The sequence below is a fragment of the Microbacterium sp. HA-8 genome (assembly GCF_046111165.1).
In the GTDB taxonomy this organism is placed as follows: Bacteria; Actinomycetota; Actinomycetes; order Actinomycetales; family Microbacteriaceae; genus Microbacterium.
Window position 1 is genome coordinate 2,768,095 of record NZ_CP162025.1, and the last position, 14,285, is coordinate 2,782,379.

Sequence of the window (14,285 nt, forward strand, 5' to 3'; positions counted from 1 at the left end):
GACGAGCGATCAGCCGGACGCGGCGCCCAGCTGCGGGGCGAGGACGCGCACGCCCTCGGCGGCCGGCTGCCACGTCGAGCCCCGGCGCAGTGAGAGCACGCCGTCGTCGCTGAGCACGCGGGCCGAGGTCACCGTCGCGCCCGCCGCGATCGTCGTCAACGTCGCGGCGGGCCCCGACAGCGTCTGTCCGGTGCCACCCACGACGTGCTCGATGACGCTCATCTCGCCGTCGTCACCCGCCGACGCGATGCCCAGGGTCTGGTCATCGAGCCACGCGACGTCGATGCCGCTGCCGTCGAGGCGCACGATACGTCGGGACTCCCCGAGTGAGCGGGGCACCCCGTCGGCGTCGCGGACGATGCCGGAGACCACCGCCCAGTCGCGGCCTCCCGCCGTGAGGATCGCGGCCATGCGGGTGCCGTCGCGACTGATCTGGATCGCCTGCACGCGCGAGGACCCGACCCAAGCGCCCTCGATGTCGATCGCCGTGCCGTCCGCGAGCGTCGCCCGCAGCGCGGTCGGCTGGTCGCGCGGCACCGTCCAGATCACGCCGTCCGGGTCGAGCGCGGGTTCGGCCAGTCCCGCCCGCGGGTCGACTGTGGTCGCCTCGCCATCTGCATCCACCCGCGCGACGCCGCCGCCCGTGAGGCTCACCGCGGCCGTCTCCTCGCCCCGGCCCATCGAGACGGCGGTGACACCGAGGGACTCGATGGTCGCGCTCATGCCTCCCAGTCGCGCGACCTCGCCGTCGGAGAGGAAGCCGAACACGTCGTCGGTGAGCACGAGCGGTCGCGCATCGATCGCCGTGCCGCGCACGGGCGCGGGTTCGACGGTGAGCGCCGCGCCGTCGACGAGCATCTCGGCGCCGGCGATGCCGGCCCCCTGCAGACTCGCCAGCAACTGCCTCTGCAGCCGTCCGAGTGTCACCGGGTCGGCGTCGAGAGCCGCCTCGGTGAGCTCGATGCGGGCCACACCCTGCACGACGGGCACCGACTGCCGCGCGAGCGAGACACCCTCGGGCGCGGCCGAGGCGACGGATTCCTGCAGCCAGGGGCTGGGGGTCGACCCGAGCAGCGCCCGCGTGATGCGGGTCGCGGGGTTGCGGGTGGCGAACCAGCGCACGTCCGGAACGAGGTAGTTCCACGAGGGATCGAAGTACATCAGCGAGTAGGCGCGGAAGACGTTGTCGAAGTTGTCCTCGTCGAGCACGATGCCATCGGGCACCTCGGTGATGCGCCACTGCCCGTCGGCCTGTTCGGCGAGGCCGTACGAGAAGGTCTGGGTGGGTTCGTCGGCGAGCTCGTACGCCCCGTTCTCGTCGACCGAGGCGGTGACGACCACGCTCATCTCGACACGGCCGTCCTCGATCGCGGTGACGGTGCGCGAGCCGGGACGGTCGATCGTGACCCCCGCCTCGGGCCGCCAGCTCTCGCGGATCGCCGGGGCGAGGAAGAGCTGCGCGATCTCCCAGTCGTTCTGCGATCCCGTGGCCGCGGCGACGAAGCCCTCGACGATCTGCTCGGGCGTCGCGCCGGGCTGGGGGCGGTCGGGCGAGAAGGAGAAGTCGGGCACGTCCGGTGCCTCGGCGGCGCCCAGGCCCGGGTTGACGGGCCCCGCCGTGGGCAGTCCCGCGCAGCCGGTGAGCGCGAGCAGGAGGGCGACGAGCATCGCGGCGGTGCGGGCCTTCATGAGCGCTCCCCCGCCCGGCGGTCCGCCTCGTCGAGCGCGCGGGCCTCCTGGATGTCGATCGGCTGCGTCATGCCGAGGTCTTCGAGCGGGTCATCCCCCGTGTCCAGCCGCAGCGGTGGGGCATCGATCGGGCCGCCGGGCTGCCGGGGCAGCGTGAGCACGAAGTTGGAGCCGCGTCCGAGCTCGCTCCACACGGCCAGGGTGCCCCCGTGCAGGCGGGCGTCGCCGAGCGCGATCGACAGGCCCAGGCCGGTGCCGCCGATGGAGCGCCGACGTGAGGGGTCGGCCCGCCAGAATCGATCGAACACGCGCTCGACGTCGGATTTCTGCATACCCATCCCGTAGTCGCGCACGCCGATCGCGACGGCGCTCGAGCTGCTGTCCACCGTGACGACGATCGGTCGTCCTTCACCGTGCTCGATGGCGTTGCCGAGCAGGTTGCGCACGATCCGCCGCACGCGCCGGGCGTCCATGTCGACGGGGGAATATCCGCCGGGGGCGACCAGGCGCACGTCGCTGCCGTGCTGATCGGCCAGCTGCTGCATCGAGGCGATGACATCCTCCGCCAGGTGGGCGAGGCTCGTGGGCTCCCACTCGAGCTGCACGGATCCCGCGTCGTACCGGCTGATCTCGAGCAGGTCGCCGAGCAGCGTCTCGAATCGCTGCACCTGCGCGTGCAGCAGCTCGGCGGCGCGCGCCGTCGCGGGGTCGAAGCTCTCGCGCTGATCGTTGATCATGTCGGCGGCGAGCCGGATGGTGGTCAGCGGCGTGCGCAGCTCGTGCGAGACGTCGGAGACGAACCGCTGCTGCACGAGCGAGAGGTCGGCGAGCTCCCTGATCTGGGTCTGGATGCTGTCGGCCATCGCATTGAACGATCGTCCGAGCGTTGCCAGCTCGTCCTCGCCCCGCACGGGCAGCCGCACCTGCAGCTCGCCCGCCGCGAGACGCGCGCTCGTGTCGGCGGCCTCGGCGATCGGGGTCGCGACGGAACGCAGCACGAGCCACGAGATCGCCCCGATCAGCAGGACCAGGGCGATGCCGACGATCCACAGCGTGCCCTGCACGAAGCCGAGCGTCTGCGACTCGGCCGCGAGGTCGTAGGCGAGGTAGAGCTCGTAGGCGCCGACATCGGGGACGAGGATCTGCTGTCCGACGACGACGCCGGCAACCTCCTGCCCGTCCACGGCGAGCGGCACCGACTGCCACCACTGGGTCTGCGCCTGGGTCTGCACGCGCTCGCGAAGGCCGTCGGAGACGATGTCTTCGGAGAGCGCGCCGGAGAAGAAGTTCTGCGGGGCGATCGAGGAGGGGGCGGTGTCGATGCGAAGCGCCGCGATCCCGTCGCTGGAGGACTGCCGGGCGACGTCGCGCGCGACGGCGGTCATGAGGTTCTGCAACTGCACGCGCTCGCCCTGGGGTTCGGCGGCGTCGAGGGTCTCCTGCGCCGAGGCCGTGGCGCCGCGGGAATCGTCGAGCACTCGATCCAGCCGTGCCTGGAACAGGTCGTTCTGGATCGCCAGCGCCATCCAGACGCACGCGATGAGGATCGTCAGGGCCGTCAGGGTGACGGTGATGAGGATCGTGCGGAAGCGCAGCGAGCTGCGCCACAGGCGCGAGGTGCCCTCGATCCACGTCGTCGGGCGGCGCAGATCCAGCGGCACCGAGGTGCGGATGGCCCCCGTCGCCGGACCGCCCCCGCTCCTCGGGCGCGTCATGACCGCGCTCAGACGACGGCGCCGGCGCGGTAGCCCACGCCGCGCACCGTCGTGACGATCTTCGGGTTGTCGGGATCCTGCTCGACTTTGGCGCGCAGGCGCTGCACGTGCACGTTCACGAGGCGCGTGTCGGCCTTGTAGTGGTAGCCCCAGACCTGCTCGAGCAGCATCTCGCGGGAGAAGACCTGCTGGGGCTTGGTCGCCAGCGCGACCAGGAGCTCGAACTCGAGGGGGGTGAGCGGGATGACCTCATCGGCGCGACGCACCTCGTGGGCGGCGACGTCGACGCTGAGGTCGCCGATGCGCAGCAGCGGACCCGCCCCCTCGGGCGTCGGACGCAGGCGGGTGCGGATGCGCGCGACCAGCTCCTTGGGGTTGAACGGCTTCACGATGTAGTCGTCGGCACCGGACTCGAGCCCTTTGACGACATCCGCCGTGTCGGTGCGGGCGGTCAGCATGATGATGGGCACGCCGGATTCGGCACGCACGCGTGTGCACACCTCGATGCCGTCCATGCCGGGCAGCATGAGATCGAGCAGGATCAGGTCGGGCCGCTCGGTGCGGTAGGCGTCGACCGCGATGGCGCCGTCGGCGCAGAACACCGGCTCGAAGCCCTCCGTGCGCAGCACGATGCCGATCATCTCGGCGAGGGCGGTGTCATCGTCGACGACCAGGATGCGTGAGGTCATGGAACGGCGTTTCGTCCTTCGTGAGACGGGGATCACGGGATTCGGCTCCCCCGTGGGGCCGCAAGGCACAGCGTAGTCGACACCGGCCGGACGCCGTCCGATGGCCCGCCGGGAAGAAGCTGGACACCCCGGCGCCCGGGATGATCGGGCCCCGGGCATGTGGAACGATGGGGAACACGTGACGGTCGACCACCCCGCGGGGCGGTCGCGACGACCCGCGGCCCCGGCCGCCGCGGACGGAGGAAGCACATGAGCGCCCAGCCCGGCTGGACACCCGCGGCACGCCCCGGCATCATCCCGCTGCATCCGCTCACCTTCGGAGCCGTGCTCGGCAGGTCGTTCCAGGCCCTGCGCCACAACCCCAAGGTGCTGCTGGGCTTCGCGCTCGGCGTGCAGTCGCTCGTGTTCATCCTGCTGATCGTCGGCATCGCGGGGGTGGGCTGGCTGTCGTTCTCGCGGCTCGACACCCTGACCCCGGGCACGGACGAGTGGGATGCCGTCACCGCAGGATCCGTGCTGGTCACGGCCCTCGCGGGGCTGGTGCTCGGGCTTCTCGCCTCCGCACTCCAGGTCATCGTGCAGGCGGTCGTCGTCGGCGAGGTCGCCCACGCCGTCGTCGCCGAGAAGCTGACGCTGGGCGCGCTGTGGCGCCAGGTGCGTCCCTCGCTGTGGCGGCTGCTCGGCTACACCTTCCTCGTGCTGCTGGCCGTCGTACTCTTCGTCGCGGCGGTGGGCGGTGTCATCTTCGCGGTGGGTGCGGCGGCGGGGCCCGTCCTGGCCGTTGTGCTGACGATCCTCGTATTCCTCGGCGCGATTCCGCTCTACCTGTGGCTGAGCACCAAGCTGCTGCTCGCGCCGAGCGCGATCATCCTCGAGCGCGCGAGCGTGCGGGGGGCGATCGCCCGGTCCTGGCGGCTGACGCGCCGCCGGTTCTGGCCGATCCTCGGTGTGATCGTCGTCATCTCGCTGCTGTTCGGCGTCATCGCCCAGTTCGTGCAGATCCCCTTCTCGCTGCTCTCCAGCGGCTTCCTCACCGTCTTCGCACCCACCGGCGAGCCCGGCGCCGAGGCGGTCATCGGCTTCGTCGTCGCGATCCTGCTCGGCAACATCGTCGTGCTCCTCGTGCAGGCGGTCGCGCTCGTCGTGCAGGCAACCGCCTCGGTGCTGCTCTATGTCGATTGCCGCATGCGGCACGAGGGGCTCGACATCGACCTGCTGACCTACGTCGAGCGGCGGGATGCCGGCGCCCCCACCCTCGAGGACCCCTGGGCCGTGCATCCCGGCCGCCCGGCGCCGGTGCGTGCGCCCGCGTACGGGCCGGCCTACGGCGCGCCCGCACAGCCACCGTACGGATACGCCCAGCCACCGTACGGGTATCCCATGCCGCCCGGCGCGCAGGCCCCTTACGGATATGCGCCGCAGCCGCCCGCCACCCCACCGCCGCCCGTCCCGCCCGCGGCGACGCAGTGGACGGCGCCCGGTGCCGGATCGGCCGACCGAGAGCCGCCGCCGGCGTGATCTTCGCCGAACCACCGCTCACGCCCGACGGCGACGAGGCGCGCGAGCAGGCCGAACGTGTGCTCTCCCGGCCCGAGTTCGCCGCCGCCGAGCCGACGCCGCTCGACCGCATCGCGCAGGCGATCGGCGACGCGCTCGAGGCCCTCTTCGGCGCACAGGCGCCGGCGGGCCTGGGCCCCGCGATCCTCGTGGGGATCGCGGTCGTCGCGATCGGCCTGATCGCGGCCGCCTTCGCGATCTGGGGCAGGCCGCGCATGTCGGCGAGATCGCGTGCCGCGGGCCCCGGCCTGTTCGACGGCGACGAGGCGCGCTCGGCCGCGAGCCTTCGGGCCGAGGCCGAGGCGTCCGCGGCCTCGGGGGACTATGACACGGCGGTGATCCTGCGCCTGCGCGCGCTGGCCCGCGGGACCCTCGAGCGCGGCGTGGTGGATCTTGCGCCCGGAGCGACCGTGCACGCCTTCGCACGTGCGGCCACCCGGGCGTTCCCGACGCTGGCCGCCGATCTCGACGCCGCGGCCGACGCGTTCGACGATGTGCGGTATCTGCGCCGCCCCGCGACCGCCGCACTCTACGAGCGTGTCGCTCGCGCCGACCGTGAGGTCGGCTCTGCCCGCCCCGCGCTCGTTTCGGTGACCGGTGCAGCCTCGGAGGCCCCCCGGTGAGCGGCGCGACGACGTCCTCGATCGCGCCCGGGGCCGCCTCGCGTGCCGCGCCCCCCGGTGCCGCCCCGTCCTCCCGTCGCCGGTCGCTGTGGGCCTGGGCGGCGATCGCCGGTCTGCTGGTGGTGGTCGGCGGTGCCGGCGCCGCGCTCTCCGGCCTGGGCGAATGGTCGGAGCGCGACGTGCTCGACCCCGAGAGCCGGGGGCCGGACGGCGCCGCCGCGGTGGTCGAGCTGCTGCGCGAGGGCGGGATCGATGTCGTGATCGCCCGCGATCGCGAGAATGCGCGGGAGGCTCTGGCGACAGCATCCCCCGCCACGCTCGTCACGGCGGACTCCCCCCTGCTCAGCGACGACACCCTGCGCGGGATCGTCGACGCCGCGACCGACGTCGTCCTGATCGACCCCCGCGCGCGGGCGGTCGAGATCGTGCTGCCCGGCGCGCTGTCCGAGGGCTTCGCGCCCGACGCGCCCGTCGCGCCCGAGTGCGCGAGCGAGGTGGCGGCCCGCGCGGGCGAGATCGTGCCGGGGCGCCTGCTGCAGCCGGGAACGGCCGCGGGCCTGACCGCCTGCTACCCCACAGGCGGGGGCTACGGCCTGCTGGTGGGCGAGAGCGCGACCGGCGGTGTCGCCTCGGCCCTGGACGGTCGCGAGATCGTGATCAACTCGGCCCTCGCGCAAAACGGCAACGCCGCGCTCGCGCTCGGCCTCATGGGACGCCTGCCCACCGTGGTCTGGTACTCCCCCGGCGTCGACGACGCCGACATCGCGGCCGAGCCCACGCTCGGCGAGCTGACACCCGGGTGGGTCACCCCCGCGATCGTCGTACTCGCCGCTGCGGCGGTCGCGGCCGCGATCTGGCGCGGACGGCGGTTCGGCCCTCTCGTCGTCGAGGACCTGCCGGTGACCGTGCGGGCGTCCGAGACCATGGAGGGCCGCGCGCGCCTCTACGCCCGCGGCCGCGACACCGCGCACGCCGCCGACGCGCTGCGCATCGGCGCGGCGGGCAGACTTGCGCGGATGCTGGGACTCGGTCGCGCCGCAGATGTGCACACGATCGCGGACGCTGCGGCCGACCGCACGGGGGCGCCGCGGGCGCGCGTGCGGTCGCTGCTCGTGGACGACGTCCCCGGCACGGAGAAGGATCTCGTCGCGATCAGCGACGGGCTGGACGACCTCGAGCGCGCCGTGCGCGCCGCCCTGCGAGACGAAGGAGCAACCCGATGAGCGACGACGCCCTGCGCGACGCGATGAACCGCGTGCGGATCGAGGTCGGCAAGGCGGTGATCGGCCAGGACGGCGCGGTCACCGGCCTGCTGATCGCTCTGCTCGCCCGCGGCCACGTGCTGCTGGAGGGCGTGCCCGGGGTGGCCAAGACCCTGCTCGTGCGCTCGTTCAGCCAGGCGCTGGGGCTCGACACCACACGCATCCAGTTCACGCCCGATCTCATGCCGGGCGACGTGTCGGGATCGCTCGTCTACGACGCCCGCTCCGGCGAGTTCGCCTTCCGCGAGGGCCCGGTGTTCACCCACGTGCTGCTGGCCGACGAGATCAACCGCACGCCGCCGAAGACCCAGTCGGCGCTGCTGGAGGCGATGGAGGAGCGACAGGTCTCGGCCGACGGGGTCACGCGCGCGCTGCCCGACCCGTTCCTCGTCGCGGCGACCCAGAACCCGATCGAGCACGAGGGCACGTACTCGCTGCCCGAGGCGCAGCTCGACCGGTTTCTGCTCAAGCTCGTGATCGACGTGCCCGACCGCGATGCCGAGGTGGCCGTGCTGCGCCGCCACGCCGAGGGCTTCTCGCCGCGCGACCTCGCTGCGGCGGGCGTCGGTGTCGCGCTCTCGATCGCCGACGTGCACGCGGCGCAGCGGGCCGCGGCATCCGTCACCGTCACCGACGACGTGCTGGCCTACGTCGTCGACCTCGCCCGGGGCACCCGGGCCGCCCCGTCGGTGCAGCTGGGCGTCAGCCCCCGCGCCTCGACCGCTCTGCTGGCCGCCGCGAAGGCCTGGGCGTGGCTGGGCGGCTACCCGGCGATCACCCCGGATCACGTGCAGACGATGCTCGTGCCGGTGTGGCGGCACCGCATCCGGTTGAGCCCCGAGGCCGAGATCGAGGGCGTGTCGCCCGACGCGACGCTCCGCTCGGTGCTGCAGCAGACCCGCGTCCCCCTCTGACCCGCCTCGCGAATCGATCCGCCATGTACCTCACCGGCCGCGCCGCCCTGCTCACGGGGCTCGGTGTCGTGCCCGTCGTGCTGCTGTCCGCGGCGGCGGGGGGCCGGGCATCCGTCGCCTGGATCGCCGCGGGCGGCTGGATCCTCCTCTGCCTCGCCCTGTTCGCGGCGGATCTCGTCGCGGCGGCCGATCCGCGGACGCTGCGCATCGCACGCGACCTGCCCGCGCGGGCACGCCTCGGCGAAGCGGTCCCCACCTCGGTGATCGTCGCCAACGACGGTGCGCGCCCGGTGCACGGGTGGCTGCGCGATGGATGGCAGCCCACGGCGGCAGCCGAACCGGCGCGCGCGCGCCTGGAGGTGCCGCCCGGCGAGAGCCGCCGCATCGGCATCGTCCTGCGTCCGCGCCGCCGCGGCGAGCGCCGCACCGGGTTCGTCGTCGTGCGCTCGGGCGGCCCGCTGGGATTCGCCGGCCGGCAGGCGCGCAGGGATGCGCCCGGGGCGCTGCGCGTGCTGCCTCCCTTCGCGTCGCGGCGGCACCTGCCCTCGCGCTTTGCCCGGCTCCGTGAGCTGGACGGATCGACCAGCGTGCAGATCCGCGGCCAGGGCACCGAGTTCGATTCGCTGCGCGAGTACGTGCGCGGCGACGATGTGCGCTCGATCGACTGGCGCGCGACCGCCCGCGCGCGCACGACGATGCTGCGCACGTGGCGCCCCGAACGCGATCGTCACGTCGTGATCGTGATCGACTCGGGCCGCACGTCGGCCGCGCGCGTGGGCGATGGCACCCGGCTGGATGCGGCGATGGAGGCGGCGCTGCTGCTCGCGGCCCTCGCCGACCGGGCCGGCGATCACGTGCATCTCGTCGTGTTCGATCGCCTCGTTCGCGCGCGGGTCACGGGTCGGCGCGGGCAGGCGCTGCTGCCGGCGATGGTCGACGCGCTCGCCGGCGTCGAGCCGCAGCTGATCGACACCGACTGGGATCAGGCGCTCGGCGAGGCGGCGCGCCTGACCACGCGTCCCTCCCTCGTCGTGCTGCTGTCCGCCCTCGATGCCGCAAGCGCCAGCCGTGCCCTGCTCGGCGCCCTGCCGCGCCTGACCGCCCGCGCACGCGTCATCGTCGGCTCGGTCACCGACACCGGCATCGCGGAGGCGGCGACGCGTCGCTCCTCCGCAGACGACATCTGGCGGGCGGCGGCCGCGGAGCGCACGCTCCTCGACGCGCGCCGCCTCGCCGACGCCATCACGCGCCTGGGGGCCGAGGCGATCGCCGAGGGCCCGGACGAGCTGCCCCCGAAGGTCGCCGACAGGTATCTCGAGCTGAAGGCCGCGGGACGGCTGTGACGACAGCATCCCGTGCAATTCACGAGGTGTTCATTGTTGCTAATCATTCAGGATTAGCTAGACTGGGACGGTGACGATCACCCCCCTCGACGATGTCTCCGGCCTGCCGGAGCAGTTCGAGGCGTCGCCGCTGCTGCGCGCCGCGGGGCTCCGGGTCACGGCACAGCGCACCGCCGTGCTCGAGGCGCTGAACGAGGCGCCGCACGCCCCCGTCGATCTGCTGCACGGAGCGGTCCGCGCACGTGTGCCCGGCATCGCGCTGCAAACCGTGCACGGGGTCGTGAACGACCTCACCGCCGCCGGCGTCGTGCGCCGCGTGAGCCTTCCGGGCGCCCCGAGCGCACTGTACGAACTGCACCGAGACGACGACAACCACCATCACGTGCAGTGCATCGTGTGCGGTCGTGTCGAAGACGTCGAGTGCGCCGTGGGTGCGGCGCCCTGCCTGCACCCCTCCCATGACCACGGCATGCGCGTCCTCGAGGCGAGCGTGACGTTCCGGGCCATCTGTGCCGAGTGCGAAAGGAAACAGAGAGATGACTGATCCGACTTACACCACGAAGGACAACGGGGCGCCCGTCGCGTCCGACGAGTTCTCGCGCACGGTCGGCGCCGACGGCGCCACCGTGCTGCACGACCACTACCTCGTCGAGAAACTCGCGCAGTTCAACCGCGAGCGCGTGCCGGAGCGTGTCGTGCACGCCAAGGGCGGCGGCGCCTTCGGCACCATGACCATCACGGAGGATGTGTCGGCCTACACCCGCGCAGCGCTGTTCCAGCAGGGCGCCGAGACGCCGCTGCTGCTGCGCTTCTCGTCGGTCGCCGGTGAGCTCGGCTCGCCCGACACATGGCGCGACGTGCGCGGCTTCGCGCTGAAGTTCTACACCCCCGAGGGCAACTACGACCTCGTCGGCAACAACACCCCGGTGTTCTTCATCCGCGACGGCATCAAGTTCCCGGACTTCATCCGCTCGCAGAAGCGCCTGCCGCACACGCACCTGCGCGACGCCGACATGCAGTGGGACTTCTGGACCCTCTCCCCCGAGTCGGCCCACCAGGTCACCTACCTCATGGGCGACCGCGGGCTGCCCACCTCGTGGCGTCACGTCAACGGCTACGGCTCGCACACGTACCAGTGGATCAACGCGGCCGGCGAGACGTTCTGGGTGAAGTACCACTTCCACTCCCAGCAGGGCGTGCACAACATCACGGGCGAGCAGGCACAGCAGATCGTCGGCGAAGACACCGACTACTACCTGCGCGACCTGTACGACGCGATCGACCGGGGCGAGTTCCCGAAGTGGGACGTCTCGGTGCAGATCATGACGAACGACGAGGCGAAGACCTATCGCTTCAACCCGTTCGACCTGACCAAGATCTGGCCGCACGCGGACTTCCCGCTGCGCAAGATCGGCGAGTTCGAGCTCAACCGCAACCCGGTGAACTACTTCGCCGAGATCGAGCAGGCCGCCTTCGCGCCGTCGAACTTCGTCCCCGGCATCGACGCGAGCCCCGACAAGATGCTCCTCGCGCGCATCTTCTCCTACGCCGACGCGCACCGCTACCGCATCGGCACCAACTACAACGAGCTGCCGGTGAACCGCCCGCTCTCCGAGGTGCACTCCTACGGCAAGGAGGGCGCGATGCGTCACTTCTTCTCCGGCGGCGAGCGCCCGGTCTACGCCCCGAACTCGCTGGGCGGCCCCCGCGCCGACGCCGTGCGCGCCGGTGAGGGCGGATGGCAGAACGACGGCGACCTCGTGCGCTCGGCCTACACGCTGCGCGCCGAGGACGACGACTTCGGCCAGGCCGGCACCCTCGTGCGCGAGGTGTTCGACGACGCGCAGAAGGCTCGATTCGTGGAGACCCTCGTCGGCCAGTACGAGTCGCTGACCCGCCCGGAGGTGCGCGAGCGCTTCCTCTGGTACTGGGGCCAGGTCGACCAGACCACGGCCGACAAGGTGCGCGCTCAGGCCGAGGCGAACGCCGCCGCCGACTCCCCCGGCGCTCCCTACAGCACCGAGCCCGAGGCCGAGCCGGTGGGCGTCTGACCGCACGGACAGGTGAACGCCGAGGGGCGAGGGGATCGACATCCTCTCGCCCCTCGGCGTTTCCGCTTTCGCCGCGCCCCGCCCGCCTGCCATGATGCGGGTGGCGCGCGATCGGGTCGCCGCCACGAAGGAGAAGGCGATGTCCCCCGCACGCAACGACGATCCGCGCCCTGAGACACCGATCGACCCCACCGAGCTCGCGCACACTCCCGAGCTGCAGCCCGCCGGCCCTTCGACCGGCGCCAAGCTCGCCGCCGAGGGCTTCGGCACCTTCTTGCTCGTGTTCGGCCTCATCGGCACCGCGCTCTTCGGCTCGCACCTGGCGAACGAGGCCGGCGCGTTCGCCCCCGGAATCGTCTACATCGCGGCGTCGTTCGCGGTCGGGCTCACCGTGATCATGGGCGCCTACGCCTTCGGGCCGATCTCGGGCGGGCACTTCAACCCCGCCGTGACCCTGGGCCTTGCGGCCGCGGGTCGCTTTCCCTGGCGCGAGGCCGGCGGCTACATCGCCGCGCAGATCGTCGGCGGTGCGGCCGCGACGACCGCCATCGTCCTCGTCGGCCTGTTCGGCCCCGAGGGCTGGCTCTCGGCGGCCCAGGACGGCGGCTTCGCCAGCAACGGCTGGGGCGTGCTGTCGCCGGGCGGCTTCGGCATCGCCGCCGCGATGATCATCGAGGTGATCCTCACGTTCCTGTTTCTGCTCGTGATCCTGGGCGTCACGCACTCGACGCGCGGCACGACCTTCGCGGGCCTCGCGATCGGGCTCTCGCTCACCCTCATCCATCTCGTGAGCATCCCCGTCGACAACACCTCGGTGAACCCCGCCCGCTCGATCGCCACGGCGATCTACGGCGGACCCGACGCGCTCGGGCAGCTGTGGGTCTTCCTGGTCTTCCCGATCCTCGGCGCGCTGCTGGCCGGCTGGTCGTACCGCGCACTGTTCGACGCGACGAAGAAGTCGTAGCTGCAGCATCCCGCGCCGTCTGTGCCGCGTTGGGGCGTTCAAACCACCGTGGGGCGCGCTGCAGCACGCCCCAACGCAGCCCCGACGCCCCAACATGGGCAAACACCGCCATCCCCGCGCCCTCCACTCGCCTCGGGGCGTTCAAACCACCGTGGGGCGCGCTGCAGCACGCCCCAACGCAGCCCCGACGCCCCAACATGGGCAAACACCCCGCATCCCCGCGCCCTCCACTCGCCTCGGGGCGTTCAAACCACCGTGGGGCGCGCTGCAGCACGCCCCAACGCAGCCCCGACGCCCCAACATGGGCAAACCCCGCCCTCCCCGCGCCCTCCTCTCGCCTCGGGGCGTTCAAACCACCGTGGGGCGCGCTGCAGCACGCCCCAACGCAGCCCCGACGCCCCAACATGGGCAAACACCCCGCATCCCCGCGCCCGCACGCAACACGCGACGCGCGGGCAGGATGCTGTCGCGTCAGCCCGCGACGAGCCTCGGGCTTCCTGCTTCCCACTCCGTGAGGTCGCCCGTCTCGCCGGCTCGCGCCGCGCGGCCGCCGACCCACAGCATGTAGAACAGGAAGAGGCCGAGAGCGAAGGCCCCGATGCCGATCTTGATCGGCCAGGGCCAGGGCTGCGCCGTGACGAACCCCTCGATGAGGCCCGAGAGCAGCAGAGCGAGCACCAGCCCGATCGCGACCGTCGCCAGCGACCTGCCCGCCTGAGCGAGAGCTTCGCCGCGCGTGCGGGGGCCGGGTGCGATCCACGCCCAGAAGATGTGGAGCCCGGCCGCACCCGCCACGAAGATGCTCGTCAGCTCGAGCAGGCCGTGGGGCAGGATGAACAGCACGAACACGTCACCGCGATCGAAGGCGAACATCACCGCAGCCGCCATGCCGACGCTCACCGCGTTCTGCACGAGCACCATGATCGGCCAGATGCCGGTGATGCCGAAGAGCACGCACTGCGCCGCGATCCAGGCGTTGTTGGTCCACACCGTGCCGGCGAAGACCGCCGCGGGGTTCTCGGAGTAGTACGCCGTGAACTCCTCCTCGGCGTAGTACTCGAGCGACGCCTGATCGCCCAGGGCCGCCACCAGCACCGGATCGCGCGACACCCAGAACGCGATCAGGGCGACCACGGCCACGAAGGCCGTCGCGATGACGAGCGTCGTCCAGCGCACCCGGTAGAGAGCGGCCGGCAACTGCAGCGCGAAGAATCGCGGCAGCACGCGCAAGGGGTTCTCGGCGCCGGCGGTCAGACGCATCCGGGCGCCCGCGATGAGGGTCGAGACGACGTCGGCCTGCGGCGAGCGGCCCGCGGATGTCTTGATCTCGGCGAGATCCGCCGAAGCGGCCTGGTATCGCGCCACGAGCTCGTCGGACTCGGGTCCGGTCAGGCGCCGCCTGCGTTCGAGCTCGCGCAGGCGCCGCCATTCGCCCTGGCGGGCCGCGGTCAGCGCGTCGAGGTCCACCCCGCCTAAAC

General features: G+C 72.4%; 12 protein-coding genes. 8 read left to right on the forward strand and 4 right to left on the reverse strand.

Features of this window, described 5'->3' with window-relative positions:
* Positions 1 to 9 precede the first annotated feature (9 nt).
* Genes AB2L57_RS13220 through mtrA form a run of 3 tightly spaced genes read right to left on the reverse strand, consistent with a single transcriptional unit; the run spans position 10 to position 4,093 of the window.
* Positions 10 to 1,689 (reverse strand): LpqB family beta-propeller domain-containing protein, encoded by a 1,680-nt coding sequence (locus AB2L57_RS13220; protein WP_409047289.1) that lies wholly within the window; start codon positions 1,687 to 1,689, stop codon positions 10 to 12.
* On the reverse strand, positions 1,686 to 3,404 hold the full coding sequence (mtrB, locus tag AB2L57_RS13225; RefSeq protein ID WP_292810298.1) for an MtrAB system histidine kinase MtrB: 1,719 nt from the start codon (positions 3,402 to 3,404) through the stop codon (positions 1,686 to 1,688). Before mtrB ends, AB2L57_RS13220 begins: the two co-directional genes overlap by 4 nt.
* Before the next feature lie 8 nt (positions 3,405 to 3,412).
* Positions 3,413 to 4,093, reverse strand: coding sequence for an MtrAB system response regulator MtrA (gene mtrA, locus AB2L57_RS13230; RefSeq protein WP_292810294.1), 681 nt, complete (start codon positions 4,091 to 4,093; stop codon positions 3,413 to 3,415).
* 249 nt (positions 4,094 to 4,342) lie between these two features.
* Here mtrA and AB2L57_RS13235 point away from each other — a divergent pair, with 249 nt between their 5' ends.
* From AB2L57_RS13235 to AB2L57_RS13270, 8 genes are all read left to right on the forward strand, one after another.
* Positions 4,343 to 5,611 carry a glycerophosphoryl diester phosphodiesterase membrane domain-containing protein gene (locus tag AB2L57_RS13235; protein WP_409047290.1) on the forward strand — a complete coding sequence of 423 codons (1,269 nt, stop codon included), beginning with the start codon at positions 4,343 to 4,345 and terminating at the stop codon, positions 5,609 to 5,611.
* Positions 5,608 to 6,273, forward strand: coding sequence for a DUF4129 domain-containing protein (locus AB2L57_RS13240; RefSeq protein ID WP_292810290.1), 666 nt, complete (start codon positions 5,608 to 5,610; stop codon positions 6,271 to 6,273). Before AB2L57_RS13235 ends, AB2L57_RS13240 begins: the two co-directional genes overlap by 4 nt.
* The gene (locus AB2L57_RS13245; RefSeq protein ID WP_409047291.1) at positions 6,270 to 7,496 is read left to right on the forward strand and encodes a DUF4350 domain-containing protein; all 1,227 of its coding nucleotides are present in this window, start codon (positions 6,270 to 6,272) and stop codon (positions 7,494 to 7,496) included. Before AB2L57_RS13240 ends, AB2L57_RS13245 begins: the two co-directional genes overlap by 4 nt.
* Positions 7,493 to 8,449: a MoxR family ATPase gene (locus AB2L57_RS13250; RefSeq protein ID WP_292810286.1), complete on the forward strand. Its 957-nt coding sequence runs from the start codon at positions 7,493 to 7,495 to the stop codon at positions 8,447 to 8,449. The genes AB2L57_RS13245 and AB2L57_RS13250 overlap by 4 nt, the downstream gene beginning before the upstream one ends.
* 23 nt (positions 8,450 to 8,472) lie before the next feature.
* The gene (locus tag AB2L57_RS13255) at positions 8,473 to 9,792 is read left to right on the forward strand and encodes a DUF58 domain-containing protein (RefSeq protein WP_292810284.1); all 1,320 of its coding nucleotides are present in this window, start codon (positions 8,473 to 8,475) and stop codon (positions 9,790 to 9,792) included.
* A gap of 70 nt (positions 9,793 to 9,862) precedes the next feature.
* A complete protein-coding gene (locus tag AB2L57_RS13260; protein WP_292810282.1) occupies positions 9,863 to 10,336 on the forward strand; it encodes a Fur family transcriptional regulator in 474 nt (157 codons plus the stop codon).
* The gene (locus AB2L57_RS13265) at positions 10,329 to 11,843 is read left to right on the forward strand and encodes a catalase (RefSeq protein ID WP_292810279.1); all 1,515 of its coding nucleotides are present in this window, start codon (positions 10,329 to 10,331) and stop codon (positions 11,841 to 11,843) included. Before AB2L57_RS13260 ends, AB2L57_RS13265 begins: the two co-directional genes overlap by 8 nt.
* Positions 11,844 to 11,982: 139 nt before the next feature.
* Complete coding sequence (locus AB2L57_RS13270; RefSeq protein WP_292810277.1) at positions 11,983 to 12,807, forward strand: aquaporin; 825 nt, start codon at positions 11,983 to 11,985, stop codon at positions 12,805 to 12,807.
* A gap of 471 nt (positions 12,808 to 13,278) precedes the next feature.
* Here AB2L57_RS13270 and AB2L57_RS13275 read toward each other — a convergent pair whose 3' ends face one another.
* Positions 13,279 to 14,274 carry a stage II sporulation protein M gene (locus AB2L57_RS13275; protein ID WP_409047292.1) on the reverse strand — a complete coding sequence of 332 codons (996 nt, stop codon included), beginning with the start codon at positions 14,272 to 14,274 and terminating at the stop codon, positions 13,279 to 13,281.
* Positions 14,275 to 14,285 lie beyond the last annotated feature (11 nt).

Bases quoted from the DNA above. Each gene is read 5' to 3' on its own strand.
- AB2L57_RS13220 (WP_409047289.1), bottom strand. From the start codon at position 1,689: ATGAAGGCCCGCACCGCCGCGATGCTCGTCGCCCTCCTGCTCGCGCTC.
- mtrB (WP_292810298.1), bottom strand. From the start codon at position 3,404: ATGACGCGCCCGAGGAGCGGGGGCGGTCCGGCGACGGGGGCCATCCGC.
- mtrA (WP_292810294.1), bottom strand. From the start codon at position 4,093: ATGACCTCACGCATCCTGGTCGTCGACGATGACACCGCCCTCGCCGAG.
- AB2L57_RS13235 (WP_409047290.1), top strand. From the start codon at position 4,343: ATGAGCGCCCAGCCCGGCTGGACACCCGCGGCACGCCCCGGCATCATC.
- AB2L57_RS13250 (WP_292810286.1), top strand. From the start codon at position 7,493: ATGAGCGACGACGCCCTGCGCGACGCGATGAACCGCGTGCGGATCGAG.
- AB2L57_RS13255 (WP_292810284.1), top strand. From the start codon at position 8,473: ATGTACCTCACCGGCCGCGCCGCCCTGCTCACGGGGCTCGGTGTCGTG.
- AB2L57_RS13265 (WP_292810279.1), top strand. From the start codon at position 10,329: ATGACTGATCCGACTTACACCACGAAGGACAACGGGGCGCCCGTCGCG.
- AB2L57_RS13270 (WP_292810277.1), top strand. From the start codon at position 11,983: ATGTCCCCCGCACGCAACGACGATCCGCGCCCTGAGACACCGATCGAC.